Genomic DNA, 14,761 nt, shown 5'->3' with positions numbered 1-14,761 from the left:
CGATCTTCACGTCCTTAGTCGCGGCAAGCGGAAGTCTGCCGTATTTGTTGTTTGGCCTGCTTGCGGGAGCTCTCGCCGACCGCGGCAGCCGAAAGCGGATCATGATCGGCTGCGATTTGCTCAGCGCAGCCGCGCTCGCTTCGGTGCCTCTCTCGGCTTTGCTTGCCGGCCAGGCTTCGCCCTGGCATCTCATCACGGTATCGTTTCTGGCTGCCGTCGCATTTGTCGGCTTCGACTCCGCCAGTCACGGCGCGCTGCTGCAGCTAGTGGGCCGGCGCAATCTGGTGGCCGCGAACAGCCTGCTGATCGCATCGGATACCGTCGTTCGAATGGCGGCTCCGCTCCTAGCCGGAGTGATCATTGCGGCGTGGGGCGCGGAATGGGCCGTTGCCGTAACGGCGCTCTGCTATTTCCTGTCCGCGCTTATAATCGGATCGATTCGTCAGTCGTTCCAGCCGGAACGGCCCCTCTTGGAAGCAATTCCCGAGGGGCGGCTGCGGAAGCTCGGGACGGATATACGCGAGGGTCTGCGATTCATATGGGCGGAGCCGCTTATCCGCAGTTTGACGCTGCTGGGCTTCGGCAACAGCTTCGTCGGGGGAGCCGCGGCCGGCTTGCTTGTCGTGTTCGCCGCAAGCGAGCTGGGCATTGCGGACGAAGCGCCGCAGTTCGGGCTGCTGCTGACGGTCGGCTCTGCCGGCGCTTTGCTGGCAAGCTTGAGCTTGCCTCGTCTCCGAATCAGGCTCAGACCGGGGCTCATTACGATCGCGGGCTTGGCCCTCAGCGGCGCCTCGCTGTTCGGCTTCGCCATGAGCGGCGCTCTTCCTTCGGCGGCGGCCTTCTATTTGCTATGGAGCGGAGCAAGCACGTTGATCATTATGAACGGCATCACGCTACGCCAGCAGCTGACGCCCGATCATCTACAGGGGAGAGTACATGCCGGCGGGCGCATGATCGCTTATGGCGGGTCGCCTTTCGGCGCGCTGCTCGGCGGATTGTCCGCCGCGAGCGTCGGCGTTCAGCCGACCTTCGCGCTGCTCTCCGCGCTGATGCTCCTCTTGTTCGTCATTGCGCTTCGTACGCCGCTGCGCGACGCTGCAGATTGAGCTGTCCGGTGTATTCTCTATGCCGGGCCATCGAACCGAAAAGCCGATTTTGGGCAAGGGGTTGCATTTTCGAAAATGTTGTTTATAATTAATCGTAATTATTACTATTAGTGAGGTGCCCTTATTGGCCAAAAAATCAAAAGTCGTCAAAGAAATGAAAAGACGCGCTACCGTAGCCCGTTACGCGGAAATTCGGAAACAGCTGAAGGAAAACAAGGATTACGAGGGGCTGAAGAAGCTGCCGAGGGACGCGTCGCCGACTCGCCTGCACAACCGCTGCGAAGTGACCGGCAGGCCGCATGGGTACTTAAGCAAATTCAAAGTATCGCGTATCGTGTTCAGGGAGCTGGCGTACAAAGGCCAAATTCCGGGCATTAAGAAGTCCAGCTGGTAACGGCTCAGCGCTCGGGGTGAAGATAAGATGGATTCATTCACGGTCAGAAGACTCGAGAAAATATTGGACGGCTACATCGAAACGAAGGTGCCCCATGGCGTGCGGTCCTCCGTCCGGTTGGCCTATGAGTGGGATGGCAACGTCCTGACCTTGTGCGAGAAAAGGCCCGCCTATCCGGAGCGGGAGTGGAGCCGCGCCGACATCGCGCAATTCCGGCTGGAAGCGGGAAGCTGGCGCGTGTATGCGAAGCGTGAGGACGGGGCTTTCGTCCCCGTTCCCGCCATACGGCCGGATTCCGACTTCGAGCGCCAGCTGGAGCAGGTGGAGTTGGACACAGAAGGCTTGTTCTGGATATCGTGAGCCGCAGAGCGGCGGGGCGGGATGTCCGGTCCTGCATAGACGCAATTCAAGGCAAGGGAGAAAATCAAGATGGGTAAAACGTCATCGAACACGCGACTGCCGCGCGCCAAAGGAATCGATATGGCCGCTTATTACGCGGCAAAGGAATGCGCAAGGAAAGTGAAGCGGATCGTCTTGCCGCCCCGGAACCGACAAATCGTCGAAGAATTTATTACGATTCTTGGGATGAAGGAGAAATTCGAGCAGCATGAGGTGCCGATCCCGAATAAGGTCGTCATGTTCGGCCCTCCCGGCACGGGCAAGACGCTGACCGCTTTCTATATGGCGTCCCGGCTCGAGCTGCCTCTCATTCTGGTGCGCTTGGATGCGATTATTCACAGCCATCTGGGAGAAACGGCGAGCAACGTGCGCAAAATATTCGAATACGCGAAGGCGACGCCATGCGTCTTGTTCCTGGACGAATTCGACGCAATCGCAAGAACGCGGGAAAACAACGATGAAGTAAAAGAAATGGCCAGAGTCGTCAATACGCTTCTCCAATGTCTGGACGAATTCGAGGGCGACAGCATCTTTATGGCGGCTACGAATTTGGAGACGGAGCTGGACAATGCGATTTGGCGCCGCTTCGATACGAAGATGGCGTACAGCCTGCCGGATGAAGCGGGAAGAGAGCAATATATTTCGCTCTTGATCGGCGAATTCGGGCAAGAGGAGGATGTTCGGGCGATCGCCTCGGAGCGGCTGGCCGGCTGCAGCTACGCCGACATGGAGCAAATCGTGCTGAAGGCCAAGAGGAAGGCGATCATCGAGGACAGCCCTCTTCGAACGGCTCATATTGACGAGGCTTTGGCCGAATACCAGCCCAAGACGTGTTGAACCGCTGCGTTCGGCACATTTTATTGATCCAAAATCGTAATTGTTACGGTTTGAGGCAGCCAGGCGGGAGTATCGCGGCACCTGGCACCGGCAGGGTTGTGGGTGGCCTCGCTGTCCGAAGAAGAGAGGATTTCTTACTTCGGGGAGAATTACCCGAAATCCCCTGACTGGGACGAGGAATGGGGCGATCGGGTTACCAAGCTCGTCTTGATCGGAATTGATCTCGACAAGGAAACCATTGCCCGGTCGTTGGATGGCGCGCTTCTGACGGCCGCGGAGATGAGCGGGAATTGGCGCAAGCTTCCGGATCCCTTGCCGACTTTCTAATACAGAGGAGAGTGGCGAAATGGCTTATATCAGTCACAGCGACGAATCGGAGGTTATCCTCAGCTCCCATAACGAGCGGCGCTGGAAGCGAAGAGATGAGGAGCTGTCCGGATGGGCTGCTGCCCCGAAGCGGAGGGTGCGCGCCAAGCAGACCTTGTGCTTCGGCGGGGCCGACGTCGATGCGGAGCTGCTGCCCGCTCTGACGATGTTCAAACGTCTCGGCATCGAGACGGAATTTTCCTGCGCGGGTGTAAGTCTGCTCGACGAGCCGGAGGAGCACTCGTTATACGCCTATATTACGTTTCCCGCATCGGCACGGATGGAAGCATTCGTCAGCCTCGCCATGAAGCGAATGAAGCATCGCCTTCTTGTGACGTATGAGCCCGGCAGGCGCCGCTATGATTTGTCTTCCTTCTATATAAGACATAACCGCTCGTTCTGCCTGTTGGTGGAGAGCTGCGCCAGGGCCATGTTGGAGAATGCGGCGGAGGCCGGTCACCCATGAAGTTGACACAAATACCGGAGCAGGCGATCGGCCTGCCATTAGACAAATGACCAGAGGTGCGAAACGATGAACGAAAACAAAAAACTGCCCGTGACGGTGCTCAGCGGCTACCTAGGCGCGGGCAAAACCACGATATTGAATCACGTGTTGAACAATCGAGAAGGGCTCAAGGTGGCGGTGATCGTGAACGATCTGAGCGAAGTGAACATCGATGCCGACCTGATCCAGGGAGGAGGAGACCTGTCGCGGACGGACGAGAAGCTGGTGGAGATGTCGAACGGCTGCATCTGCTGCACGCTGCGGGAGGACTTGCTCCGCGAGGTGGAGCGGCTTGCCAAGGAGGGCCGCTTCGATTATATCTTGATCGAATCCACGGGCGTAGGCGAGCCGGTACCAGTCGCCCAGACCTTCTCCTATATCGACGAGGAACAGGGCATCGATTTGACGCAATTCTGCAGGCTGGATTGCATGGTCACCGTCGTGGATGCCTACCGCTTCTGGGCGGATTTCGCCTCCGGCGAATCGTTGATGGACCGCAAGCAGGCCGTGGCGGAGGACGACGCCCGCGATGTTGTGGACCTGCTCATCGACCAAATCGAGTTCTGCGACGTGCTCGTCCTGAACAAATGCGATCTGGTCGGCGAGCGAGAGCTGGCTGAGCTGGAGAAGGTGCTCCGGACGCTACAGCCGCGAGCGCGGTTCATCCGCGCCGAACGAGGGCAGGTCAGTCCCTCCGACATTCTGTATACGGGGTTGTTCGACTTCGAGGAGGCCAGCCGCTCGGCCGGCTGGATGCAGGAAATGGAGAAGGAGCACCATACGCCGGAAACCGAGGAATACGGCATCGCGTCGTTCGTCTACGAGCGGGTAAGGCCCTTCCATCCGGAGCGCCTGATGCAGTGGATGAGCGAATGGCCGGAGGAGATTGTCCGGGCGAAAGGGATCGTATGGCTCGCGACCCGCGGCGAGATGGCGCAAAGCTTCAGCCAAGCAGGTCCTTCCATCCAATTCGGTCCGGCCGGCAAGTGGGCGGCGACACTTCCGGAGGAGGAGCGGCGGGAGCTGCTTCGCGAGGATCCGTCCATCGCGGAGAGCTGGGATGAGCGGTATGGCGATCGGGTCAACAAAATCGTGTTTATCGGTATGGACCTGGATCGTATGGCGATATCGGGAGAGCTGGACAAGTGCCTGCTGACGGATGAAGAGATGGGCATGAACTGGAGCGCGTTCCAGGACGACTTCCCGGACCATACGGGGATTCAGTTGGAGGAGCAATTCCGTTAGGAGAGGAGGAGTAGACGATGCGAGTGATTATTACGCTGGCCTGCACGGAGTGCGGCGATCGCAACTATACGACGACCAAAAACAAACGCACGACGCCCGAGCGGCTGGAGATCAGGAAGTATTCGCCACGGCTCAAGAAGTACACGATTCATAGGGAAACCCGCTAAGACGGGAGCAAGCATGGCCGCGAGCCGATCGCGGCCATGCTTTTTTTCAAGCCTTGCAGTTGCTTCTTCGGCAGCCCGTCACTCCCCGGTCCCCCCGGCAGCTCCTCGCTGCCGCTTCCGGTACTGGAGCGGCGAGCAGCCGTTCGCCGATTTGAACAGCTTGTAGAAGTTTGCCACGGGTTCGATGCCGATGAGCGAGGCGATCTCGATCATTTTCAGATCCGTTTCCCGAAGCAGCCTCTGCGCTTCCCGCACTCGCACCAGTTGGACGTATTCCGAGAAGCCGAAGCCGGTGCACTGCTTGAACTTGCGGCTCAGGTAATACGGGCTGACGAAGAAGCGCTTCGCCACGTCGTTCAGCCGCAGTGGCTCCTTATAGTTGTCGCCGATGTAGGAAGCGACCTCCGAGATCACGCGGTGCGCCGATGAAGGCTGAGCCTCCGGCTCCGGCTGTTCGGCCTGCGCTCGGAACAGAAGCATAAGAAGCTGCCTGAGCAGCGACTCCAGCATGACATCCCTGCCGGCCGCGTTCCCCCTGGCCTCCTCGATCAGCTCCGCGATCAGCGCTTCGCCCTTGTATTGCTCTTGCGGCGGCAGCGTAATAACGCCGTTGCTCCCATGCAGAGGAAACCCCGCAAGCAGCGCATGCGAGAAGTTGAGCACGACTCTCTCGTGATTCGGCACCCCCGTATCGATCGTCCGGTGCAGCTCCTCCCGCTCGATGAACACGAAGCTGCCCTTCTCCACCCGGTACGTCCTGTCCCGTATGAAATAATCCCGCTGCCCGGACATCAGATAGTAGAGCTCGTATTCGTCATGCGAATGCTGGACGGTCATCGTGAAGTTGCCCGTGCGAATCGTATGGTCGAGCAGGATCGTTCCCGCGTCGTTATGGTAGATGCCTACGATATCCATGTTCGCCTCCACTATGAGTGCAAGATTTGCGACTTTTTCATAAAAAAGAGCAAGTATTATAGTCGATTATAAGCGATACTTGCGTTACAGTAAAAGAAAACGTTATCAGTAAGTTTAAAAGGAGACTTGGCATATGAAGAAAAAGTACGCATTAATCGGCACCGGCGGACGCGCCCAGTTTTTCTACGGATCCCTTGCAAGAGATTATCGCGATACCTCCGAGCTTGTGGCGTTCTGCGACACGAACCAGACGAGAATGGACTACGCGAACAAAATGTTGGAGGAGCGTTACAAGCATCACGCCGTCCCGACCTACAAGGCTCATCAATTCGAAGAGATGATCCGCGCCGAAAAGCCGGACACGATCATCGTGACGACCGTAGACCGCACGCATCACACGTACATCGTGAAGGCGCTGGAGCTGGGCTGCGATGTTATTACCGAAAAGCCGATGACGGTCGACGAGGAGAAATGCCAGGAGATTCTGGATGCGGTCAAGCGCACCGGCAAAAACGTCCGCGTCACGTTCAACTACCGCTACGCGCCGCATAACACGAAAATTCGTGAGCTCATCATGAGCGGCGCGATCGGCGACGTACATTCCGTTCATTTCGAATGGCTGCTGAACACGCAGCACGGCGCGGATTACTTCCGCCGCTGGCACCGGGACAAGCGCAACGGCGGCGGCATGCTCGTGCATAAGTCGACGCATCACTTCGACCTCGTCAACTTCTGGCTCGGCACCCAGCCGCAGACGGTGTACGCGCAAGGCTCGCTGCTGTTCTACGGCAAGGAGAACGCGGAGAAGCGCGGCGTGACGGAATTTTATAGCCGGGCCCGCGGCAGCGAAATCGCCCAAAACGATCCGTTCGCCCTCGATCTCGAGAAAAGCGCCGATCTGAAGGGCATGTACGCGGACGCCGAACATGAGGACGGCTACTACCGCGACCAAAGCGTGTTCGGCGACGGCATCTCCATCGAGGATACGATGGGCGTGCTTGTCCGTTATAAGAACAAAGCGATCATGACCTATTCCTTGAACTGCTACATGCCGTGGGAAGGCTTCCAGGTCAACATCAACGGCTCGAAGGGCCGCATCGAGATGAAGATCGTCGAGCAATCGTACGTGAATTCCGGCGGCAAGAAGGAAGACGAAGGCGCTCTGAAGGCGAAGAGCATCACGGTCATTCCGATGTTCGGCGAGGCTTACGAAGCGGAGATCGAAGAGGGCGTAGGCGGCCATGGCGGCGGCGACCCGATCCTGCTGAACGATATTTTCGGCGTGCCTGCCGAAGATCCGTTCAAACGCGCGGCTTCCCATGTCGACGGCGCCATGTCGATTCTGACGGGCATCGCGGGCAACATCTCCATGCGCACCGGAATGCCGGTGAACGTGGACGGACTCGTGAAGTTCTAATTAGAGGGAGGGGAACGCTCGCTATGACATTCCGTTTCGATTTCGGCACGGCAGGCGCTGCCGGGGAAAACTATCGCAAGGTGACGCCTGCGGACGGGTACGATACAAAGCAAGGCTACGGCTTCGTGAACGGCGCGCAAGTATCGGCCGCTAGACGAAGCGGCGAGGCGCTGACCGGCGATTTCTGCATCCCGTTCGACGCGTCGTTCGTCGTCGACGTGCCGGACGGCAATTATATCGTGAACCTCGCCATAGGCGATGAGCTCGCTCCGACCTGCACCTCGCTCAAGACGAACGGGGAGCGACTTATTCTGAAGGACCGCCGCACGGTAGAAGGGCAGATCGCGTGGGAGAAGTTCTCCGTTAACGTGCGAGGAGGCAAGCTGAAGCTTCGCTTCGGCGGCTTGGCTCCCCGCGTGAACGCGCTCGAGATCGTACCGTCGCCGGAGCTCATCACGTTGTTCCTTGCCGGGGACTCGACGGTGACGGATCCGCGCGACGGCATCTTCCCGCAGTCCGGCTGGGGACAGATGCTGCCGTATTATTTCAGGCATGACGTGGCAGTTGCCAATCATGCGGTCGGCGGCCGCAGCTCCAAGAGCTTCATCGGCGAGGGGCGGCTGGACGTGATCAAGGAAGAGATTAAGGAAGGCGACTTCTTGTTCATCCAGTTCGGGCATAACGATCAGAAGCCGGACGAGCCGAGGTTCACCGACCCGGCGACGACGTACAAGCCATATTTGATGCAGTATGTGGAAGTCGCTCGCTCCGCTAACGCGACCCCCGTGCTGATCACGTCCGTTCAGCGTCGCCACTTCGACGAAGCCGGCAAGCTGAAGGATACGCACGGCGCCTATCTCGATGCCGTAAGAGAGCTGGCTCGCGAGGAAGGCGTGGCGCTGATCGATTTGGCCGAGAAGAGCAAGCGGCTGTACGAAGAGCTGGGCCCGGAGGAAACGAAAAAGCTTCTCCTGTGGGGAGCGCCTGGCGAGTGGCTTAACTACTCTAGCGGCGTCCAGGATAACACGCATTTCCAGGAGTACGGCAGCCTTCGCATTGCGGAGCTGGTCGTGCAGGGCATTCGGGAGCTTAACCTGATGCCGCTGACCATGTATTTGAGATAAGAAGCGGGGTATCGAACGCAGGACGCTGAGGTCATCGAGAAAAAGGATAGATGCTAACGGAAATGAGAGACGTTATTCATCGGAAAATGATGCGTTTTTGGCGGCTAACGGAACTCTGCGCTTTTATTACACTTGATTTGAATAAATTCGCCATTAAAACAGGTCAATAGCGTCGCTCAGTTCCATTAGCTCAGAAAAACGGCGAATATATCCGAAAATAAGGCTTCTCAGTTCCGATACAATCACGGCTTGATTACGTGCTGCTCAGCTTACTGGCGCTTCAAGCCTCCCGTATACCTAAGAGGTACAGTCTCCTCATCAATCTGGGGGCTGTACCTCTTTGTAGATCATTCGAGCTTTTTCAGCGGCATCCATCGAACGATGCATCCTTTTCCGATCAGGAGAGTGATTAAATGAGTATCAAAACATTGAAAGAACGGGGATTCGCGGTCGATCCCCGTACCAGAGCCTATATCGAACCAACCCGCATTGTATGGACGACGGCATCCGGCGACACATCCGAGATAACGAATCCGGAGGGGCTCCTCGGCTCGAACGGTTGCCAAGTAACCAAGGAAGCGCCGAATGCTTGCATTCTGGTCAACAAGGGCGAGGCGCCCGGCATCCTGCTGGATTTCGGAACGGAGCTTCACGGCGGCGTCCGAATCGCAGTCGTGGAGGGGAAATTCCCGGCTACCCGAACGGCTCGCGTCCGTATCCGACTAGGCGAATCGGCTATGGAAGCGATGAGCGAGCTGGGCGGCGAGAGCAACGCAACGAATCATCATGCCGCGAGGGACAGCGTCGTCGATGTCGCGCTTCTCGGCTATACCGAGTTCGGCACGTCGGGCTTCCGGTTCGCCCGGATCGATCTGCTGGACGAAGGCATGCTCCAGCTGCAGAGCGTGCAGGCCGTATTCGTCTACCGGGACATCGAATACAAGGGCAGCTTCCGGTGCAGCGACCCGCTGCTGAACCGCATTTGGGAGACAGGCGCCTATACGGTCCATCTGAACATGCAGGACTACTTGTGGGACGGAATCAAGCGGGACCGCATGGTATGGACGGGCGACATGCATCCCGAAGTCGCCACGATCAGCGCCGTGTTCGGCGAGCATGCAATTGTGACGAAGAGCATGGATTTCAAGAAGGATCGTTCGCCGTTGCCGATGTTCATGGACATGCCGACCTATTCGATCTGGTGGCTGCTCGTCCAGCATGATTGGTACATGCAGCACGGGAATGAGTCCTACCTGCATCAGCAGCGGGAGTATATAACGGGACTGCTGCGCGAGCTGGCGGGCAAGGTCGATTCGAACGGCCAAATCGACGTGTTCCGCCCGTTCCTCGACTGGCCGGCATCGTCCAATCCGGCCGGCGTAACGGCCGGCGTTCATGCGCTGTTCGTCCTTGCGATGCAAGCGGGAGCAAGACTCTCCCGGTTGTTCGGCGACGAAGAAAGCGTCAGCCTATGCGAGTCGCTCGAACGGCGGCTGCGAGAGAACGTGCCGCATCACGCGAACAGCAAGCAAGCCGCCGCGCTGCAAGCGCTGGCCGGCCTGATGGACGCGGCCGAAGCGAATCGCGAGGTGATCGCGCCGGACGCGCCGAAGGGGTATTCGACCTTCTACGGCTACTACATGCTGCGCGCGCGGGCGGAAGCCGGCGATATCGGCGGCTGTCTGGACAGCATTCGAGCCTATTGGGGCGGCATGCTGGAGCTCGGAGCGACAACGTTCTGGGAGGACTTCGACATCGATTGGATGGAGAATGCCGCCCGCATCGACGAATTGACGCCTCCCGGCAAAGTTGACGTGCACGGCACCTACGGAGGCTATTGTTACAAAGGCTACCGTCACAGCTTATGCCATGGCTGGGCTTCCGGCCCGACCGCTTGGCTGTCGGAATACGTGCTCGGCATTACGCCGGCGGAGCCGGGCTTCCGCAAGGCCCGTATCCGGCCGAATCTGCATGACCTCGACTGGGTGGAAGGAACGTACCCGACGCCGCATGGACTGATTCGCATCCGGCATGAACGGGCGGAAGACGGCAGCGTCCGAACAACATACGAGGCGCCTCCGGGCGTTGAAATCATGGAGGAGTGATCCGATGATCCACCGCTTATGGACGCACGACGCGCCGCTTGCCCAGGGCTCGAACGAAGAAGACATTCCGAAGCTGGAGCTGTTCCTGCTGAAGGACGCCGATCCGAAGGGACTGGTTATCATTTGCCCGGGAGGCGCGTATCATAGACGCGCTCCGCATGAAGCGTATCCGGTCGCGGAATGGCTGAATGCAATCGGAGTCTCCGCCGCCGTCCTGCATTACCGCGTTTATCCATACGCCTATCCTAGCGCATGGCTCGACGGGAAACGGGCCATTCGGTATGCCAGAGAGCACGCGCGGGAATGGAATATCGATCCCGAGCACATCGGTATGCTTGGCTTCTCGGCCGGCGGGCATCTCGCGTCGATGGTCGGCACCCAGTTCGACGCCGGCGACCCGTCGGCCGAGGATCCGGTCGAGCGGCACAGCAGCCGTCCGGATGCGCTGATCCTCTGCTACCCGGTGATCTCCTTCAGGGAGCCATATACGCATGCGGGCTCCAGAGAGGTACAGCTTGGCCCGGAACCGGAAGATCATCTGATCCAGCTGCTGTCGAACGAGCAGCAGGTGAACGAGAACACGCCGCCGGCGTTCCTATGGCACACCGCCGAGGACGTCGCGGTGCCTCCGGAGAACAGCATGCTGTTCGCGATGGAGCTGGCCCGCCATCGCATTCCGTACGAGCTGCACGTGTTCGAGGAAGGAAGGCACGGCATTGGGCTTGCGGACGAAGTGCCGGACACGGCCCGTTGGATGGAGCTGTGCGAGCGCTGGCTGGCGCGAAGGGGTTTCTTACCCTAGAAATAAACGAAAGCTGGAGCCGCACTGCCGGGCTCCAGCTTTTTCGCATTATTTCGCAGACGCCAAATTCATCTCCGCGCACATGAGAATGAAAGCGCCGGCTCCGTGCAGGTCGTTTTCGCTTGTCGGGCGGGCAATGTAGTGGGCGTAGTCGCCGATGCCCGTACCGATGCAGATCTTGCCGATGACGACGCGGCCGTTCTCGTCGAACATCAGCGTGTCGATGACGCCCTGATAGCCTTTCCATGCGTACTCCAGGAACTTGGCGTCCAGATAGCCGAACCGGACGGCCTTGGCAATTGCATGCGCGTACAGCGCGGTGCACGAGTTTTCCAGCCAGTTGTCCGGACGGTCTCCCTTGTCCACGACCTGATACCACAGCCCGGTGGCAGGATCCTGATACTTCGTCAGAGCGATGAGCAGGTCCTGGAGGATGGCGATAAGCTTCGGTTTATCCGGATGATTCTCCGGCATGTATTCGAACATCTCGAGCAGCGCGACGGGATACCAGCCGATGGCGCGGCCCCAGAACTCCGGCGCGAGTCCCGTATCGGGATCGGCCCAAGCGGCCTCCTTCGTTTCATCCCAGCCGTGGTACAGCAAGCCGGTTTCGGGGTCCTTCGTATGCTTCTCCATGAGGATCGCCTGGAAGGCCATCATGTCGAAATAGTCGCTTTCGCCGAAGGTTTGGCCGAACTGCGCGGCGATCGGACCCGCCATATATAACCCGTCGAGCCACATTTGATTCGGATAGCGCCCCTTATGCCAGAAGCCGCCCGACGGATTGGTAGGCCACGACTTTAGCAGCGGCACAAGCGTGTGCAATGCTTTTTTGTACCGCTCGTCACCGGTTTGTTCGTATAGAGTGAACAGAAGCACGCCGGGCTGAATGTCGTCGAGCTCGTCAGGGTTGAATTTTTTAATGCTGCCGTCCTCGAGTATCTGGCTGTCCACCCAACGTTTCATGTAATCGTACAGCTTCTGTTCGCCGGTCTGCCGCCACGTTTTCTCCATGCCGGACAGGAACACGCCTTGATGGTAGTGGAACCGGTCCGGAGGCAGCTTCTCCGGCTCGAACTTGGCCATAAGCGCCTCGCAGGCCTTCTGCGCCCATTCGATCGGGGTCAATACGGATGTGGATGATGTCATTGCTATCGTTCCTCCTTAATGCTCGTTATTAGTTCAATTCTAGCACCGGTACATGTACATGTTTTGCAGAAAATCGCTTTTTCTTCTCATATCTTGCGATATAATGAGAGGGATGCGAAAGGAAGTCGGAGCTTCGTGGGAGATCTCTATTACAAAAATAAAGCGGAAACCTTCGTGGTATCCCACCGGAAGGCGCTCAGTCACCATATGCCGGTCAGTCATTTTCACAGCACGTACGAAATCTACTTTCTGATGTCCGGGAAGCGGGAGTTTTTCATTCAGGACCGGACGCTCGTCATTAACGAGGGCGACGTCGTCATCATCGCCCCCAACGTCCTGCACCGTACGACCAACGCGGAGAAGCCGATGCATGAGAGGTTCATCGTCAATATTCATGAGCAGCATTTTTCGGCGGATGGCGTTCACCGGGAAGTGTTTCAGCCGCTGTTCGAGCAGGATTACCTGATCGTGGGCAGCTCCTTGCGCGACCGCTTGTCGATCGAGTCCCTTGCGCAGGGGATGATTGGGGAGATGCAGGAGAAGAAGCAGGGCTTCGAGCTGTTCGCCCAGTCGCTTGCCGTGCAATTGCTGATTACTTGCTGTCGGCATAGGAAGCAGAACGCAGTGGAACCGATCTCGTCACCCAGCCCCATGCACGAAAGAATATCGGAAATTGTCCGTTATATTAACGGGCACTACATGGACGAGCTGTCCCTTCATTTGCTGGCGGAAAGGTTTTATATCAGCCCCTATTATTTGAGCCGTTTCTTCAAAGAAGCGACGGGCTTCGCGTTCGTCGAATACGTGAACAGCGTCCGGATCAAGGAAGCGAAGAAGCTGCTGGAGAGCTCCTCATTGAAGGCGAATCAGATCGCAAGAAAGGTAGGCTTCGGCAGCGTGACGCATTTCGGCCGGGTTTTCAAGGCGGTTACCGGACATGCGCCGTTATATTATAGAAGACAAGATTAAGATCGCCCGGTCACAAGCATCATGGTTAGGACGGTTGAGGGTCTATGCGTATGCGCATAGGCCTTTTTTGTGACTTTTTTGAAGGAAAAGGGCTGCTCCTCCGACGTGAAATTAATGAATGTATTAATTAATATTGCATTCATATGCCATCATATTAATAAATGTATTTATTTATTTTGAAGGTGGATTCAAGCGATTTTGCTAATGAAGATTGCATGAAATATTAGTTAAAGTTAACGAAAGAAACCAGAGAAATATTATAGAATACTATTAAATATGCGATAAATAACTACATCAAAAAAAGGAAAAAAGAATGAATAAACGACTGATGTCGAGGAAGGGAGCGTATGCCAACATGAAATTATATCCGGGGGAATTGCAATGGAATTATTTTTCTAAAACAAGCTTGACATTGAAAGCGCTTTGAATTTTAATTTAATTAACAAAAAGGTTCTTATTAATAAAAGTGCTAACGATTGAACTAAACCTCGTTGTCTTACACTTATTGGGAGGCGTGATTGGAGATGAAAGGATGTACACGATTTCATTGGTATTCGTTTTGATTGAGGAAACCTCTAAGCCGTCACGTAATGTAAGCGCGTTCTTCTGTATTGACAAAAACATCTTCGTTTAATATTATATTAATATAAAACGTTTTAGATTTTTATAAAATAAAAGGTTTTAGGGGGAGAACGAATGAAACAGAAGCTGACGAGTATGGTGACACTGTTGCTGGCGATCGTGCTGATAATCTCGGCGTGCAGCGGGAACAACGGAGGAAACAACGGCGGCAGTGGCGGCGAAGCGGCCAATGCCGGAAGCAACGCCGAGAGTAATGCGGGCGGTAAGACGAAGCTGGAGTTCTGGACATTCCAACAGCTCCATGCGGACTTCTACGTCGAGATGGCGAAGCGCTGGAACGAGGTGAACCCGGACAAGCAGATTGAACTGGTCGCGAATGTAAGCCCTTTCGACGACGTGCACAACAAGCTGCTGGTGTCGCTGCAATCGGGCAGCGGCGCACCGGACCTCGCGGACATCGAGCTCGGAAAGTTCCCGAACTTCTTGAAAGGCGAGCCGCAGCTGGTGCCGCTTAATGACATCGTCGAGCCGGAGCTCAGCAATCTCGTCAAGGCGCGCTTTGACATCTACGCGAAGGACGGCAACTACTACGGTGTGGATTATCACGTTGGCGCGTCGGTTATCTATTACAACAAGGAATTGTTGGACAAAGCGGGCGTGAACCCGGCCGACATCAAGA

15 protein-coding genes and 1 pseudogene are annotated in these 14,761 nt (G+C 56.9%); 14 read left to right on the top strand and 2 right to left on the bottom strand.

Translation table 11 applies throughout. The features are described 5' to 3' along the window. Positions 1–2 precede the first annotated feature (2 nt). From NQZ67_RS26830 to rpmG, 8 genes and pseudogenes are all read left to right on the top strand, one after another. On the top strand, positions 3–1,106 hold the full coding sequence (locus tag NQZ67_RS26830) for an MFS transporter (protein ID WP_257452119.1): 1,104 nt from the start codon (positions 3–5) through the stop codon (positions 1,104–1,106). A gap of 124 nt (positions 1,107–1,230) precedes the next feature. Continuing rightward, positions 1,231–1,500 carry a 30S ribosomal protein S14 gene (rpsN, locus tag NQZ67_RS26825; protein WP_306813086.1) on the top strand — a complete coding sequence of 90 codons (270 nt, stop codon included), beginning with the start codon at positions 1,231–1,233 and terminating at the stop codon, positions 1,498–1,500. Positions 1,501–1,527: 27 nt separating this feature from the next. After that, positions 1,528–1,860, top strand: a complete 333-nt coding sequence (locus NQZ67_RS26820; protein ID WP_257452039.1) for a DUF3024 domain-containing protein — start codon at positions 1,528–1,530, stop codon at positions 1,858–1,860. A gap of 69 nt (positions 1,861–1,929) precedes the next feature. Then, positions 1,930–2,736: an AAA family ATPase gene (locus NQZ67_RS26815; protein ID WP_257452038.1), complete on the top strand. Its 807-nt coding sequence runs from the start codon at positions 1,930–1,932 to the stop codon at positions 2,734–2,736. Positions 2,737–2,793: 57 nt separating this feature from the next. Next, positions 2,794–3,063, top strand: a pseudogene (locus tag NQZ67_RS26810) (GTP-binding protein); the annotation flags it as partial. A 19-nt stretch (positions 3,064–3,082) separates the two neighbouring features. Continuing rightward, on the top strand, positions 3,083–3,568 hold the full coding sequence (locus NQZ67_RS26805; RefSeq protein WP_257452037.1) for a hypothetical protein: 486 nt from the start codon (positions 3,083–3,085) through the stop codon (positions 3,566–3,568). A gap of 66 nt (positions 3,569–3,634) precedes the next feature. After that, the gene (locus NQZ67_RS26800; RefSeq protein ID WP_257452036.1) at positions 3,635–4,852 is read left to right on the top strand and encodes a GTP-binding protein; all 1,218 of its coding nucleotides are present in this window, start codon (positions 3,635–3,637) and stop codon (positions 4,850–4,852) included. 17 nt (positions 4,853–4,869) lie between these two features. Further along, on the top strand, positions 4,870–5,019 hold the full coding sequence (gene rpmG / locus NQZ67_RS26795) for a 50S ribosomal protein L33 (protein ID WP_257452035.1): 150 nt from the start codon (positions 4,870–4,872) through the stop codon (positions 5,017–5,019). Positions 5,020–5,097: 78 nt separating this feature from the next. On the opposite strand, the gene NQZ67_RS26790 is transcribed toward rpmG, so the two are convergent. Further along, positions 5,098–5,934 (bottom strand): helix-turn-helix transcriptional regulator, encoded by an 837-nt coding sequence (locus NQZ67_RS26790; RefSeq protein WP_257452034.1) that lies wholly within the window; start codon positions 5,932–5,934, stop codon positions 5,098–5,100. A 133-nt stretch (positions 5,935–6,067) separates the two neighbouring features. On the opposite strand from NQZ67_RS26790, the gene NQZ67_RS26785 reads away from it, so the two are divergent. From NQZ67_RS26785 to NQZ67_RS26770, 4 genes are all read left to right on the top strand, one after another. Beyond that, on the top strand, positions 6,068–7,351 hold the full coding sequence (locus NQZ67_RS26785) for a Gfo/Idh/MocA family protein (RefSeq protein WP_257452033.1): 1,284 nt from the start codon (positions 6,068–6,070) through the stop codon (positions 7,349–7,351). Positions 7,352–7,374: 23 nt separating this feature from the next. Beyond that, positions 7,375–8,475, top strand: coding sequence for a rhamnogalacturonan acetylesterase (locus tag NQZ67_RS26780; RefSeq protein WP_257452032.1), 1,101 nt, complete (start codon positions 7,375–7,377; stop codon positions 8,473–8,475). Positions 8,476–8,888: 413 nt separating this feature from the next. Next, positions 8,889–10,580, top strand: coding sequence for an alpha-L-rhamnosidase-related protein (locus NQZ67_RS26775; protein ID WP_257452031.1), 1,692 nt, complete (start codon positions 8,889–8,891; stop codon positions 10,578–10,580). Between the two features lie 4 nt (positions 10,581–10,584). Further along, positions 10,585–11,382: an alpha/beta hydrolase gene (locus NQZ67_RS26770; protein WP_257452030.1), complete on the top strand. Its 798-nt coding sequence runs from the start codon at positions 10,585–10,587 to the stop codon at positions 11,380–11,382. A 48-nt stretch (positions 11,383–11,430) separates the two neighbouring features. Here the strand turns inward: NQZ67_RS26770 and NQZ67_RS26765 are convergent, their stop codons facing one another. Then, complete coding sequence (locus NQZ67_RS26765; protein ID WP_257452029.1) at positions 11,431–12,531, bottom strand: glycoside hydrolase family 88/105 protein; 1,101 nt, start codon at positions 12,529–12,531, stop codon at positions 11,431–11,433. Positions 12,532–12,666: 135 nt separating this feature from the next. On the opposite strand from NQZ67_RS26765, the gene NQZ67_RS26760 reads away from it, so the two are divergent. Further along, positions 12,667–13,500, top strand: a complete 834-nt coding sequence (locus NQZ67_RS26760; RefSeq protein WP_257452028.1) for a helix-turn-helix domain-containing protein — start codon at positions 12,667–12,669, stop codon at positions 13,498–13,500. Positions 13,501–14,196: 696 nt separating this feature from the next. After that, the coding region (locus tag NQZ67_RS26755) for an ABC transporter substrate-binding protein (protein ID WP_257452027.1) at positions 14,197–14,761 on the top strand (565 nt) is incomplete at its 3' end.

The sequence above is a fragment of the Paenibacillus soyae genome (assembly GCF_024623455.1).
Taxonomy (GTDB): Bacteria; Bacillota; Bacilli; order Paenibacillales; family Paenibacillaceae; genus Pristimantibacillus; species Pristimantibacillus soyae.
The sequence above is the reverse complement of the archived record's forward strand: the minus strand, read 5'-3'. Positions and strand labels throughout refer to the sequence as shown.

Excerpts from the sequence above, each read along its gene's own strand:
- NQZ67_RS26765 (WP_257452029.1), bottom strand. The coding sequence starts at position 12,531 with ATGACATCATCCACATCCGTATTGACCCCGATCGAATGGGCGCAGAAG.
- NQZ67_RS26820 (WP_257452039.1), top strand. The coding sequence starts at position 1,528 with ATGGATTCATTCACGGTCAGAAGACTCGAGAAAATATTGGACGGCTAC.
- NQZ67_RS26775 (WP_257452031.1), top strand. The coding sequence starts at position 8,889 with ATGAGTATCAAAACATTGAAAGAACGGGGATTCGCGGTCGATCCCCGT.
- NQZ67_RS26815 (WP_257452038.1), top strand. The coding sequence starts at position 1,930 with ATGGGTAAAACGTCATCGAACACGCGACTGCCGCGCGCCAAAGGAATC.
- NQZ67_RS26785 (WP_257452033.1), top strand. The coding sequence starts at position 6,068 with ATGAAGAAAAAGTACGCATTAATCGGCACCGGCGGACGCGCCCAGTTT.
- NQZ67_RS26770 (WP_257452030.1), top strand. The coding sequence starts at position 10,585 with ATGATCCACCGCTTATGGACGCACGACGCGCCGCTTGCCCAGGGCTCG.
- NQZ67_RS26805 (WP_257452037.1), top strand. The coding sequence starts at position 3,083 with ATGGCTTATATCAGTCACAGCGACGAATCGGAGGTTATCCTCAGCTCC.
- NQZ67_RS26780 (WP_257452032.1), top strand. The coding sequence starts at position 7,375 with ATGACATTCCGTTTCGATTTCGGCACGGCAGGCGCTGCCGGGGAAAAC.
- NQZ67_RS26800 (WP_257452036.1), top strand. The coding sequence starts at position 3,635 with ATGAACGAAAACAAAAAACTGCCCGTGACGGTGCTCAGCGGCTACCTA.
- NQZ67_RS26790 (WP_257452034.1), bottom strand. The coding sequence starts at position 5,934 with ATGGATATCGTAGGCATCTACCATAACGACGCGGGAACGATCCTGCTC.
- rpmG (WP_257452035.1), top strand. The coding sequence starts at position 4,870 with ATGCGAGTGATTATTACGCTGGCCTGCACGGAGTGCGGCGATCGCAAC.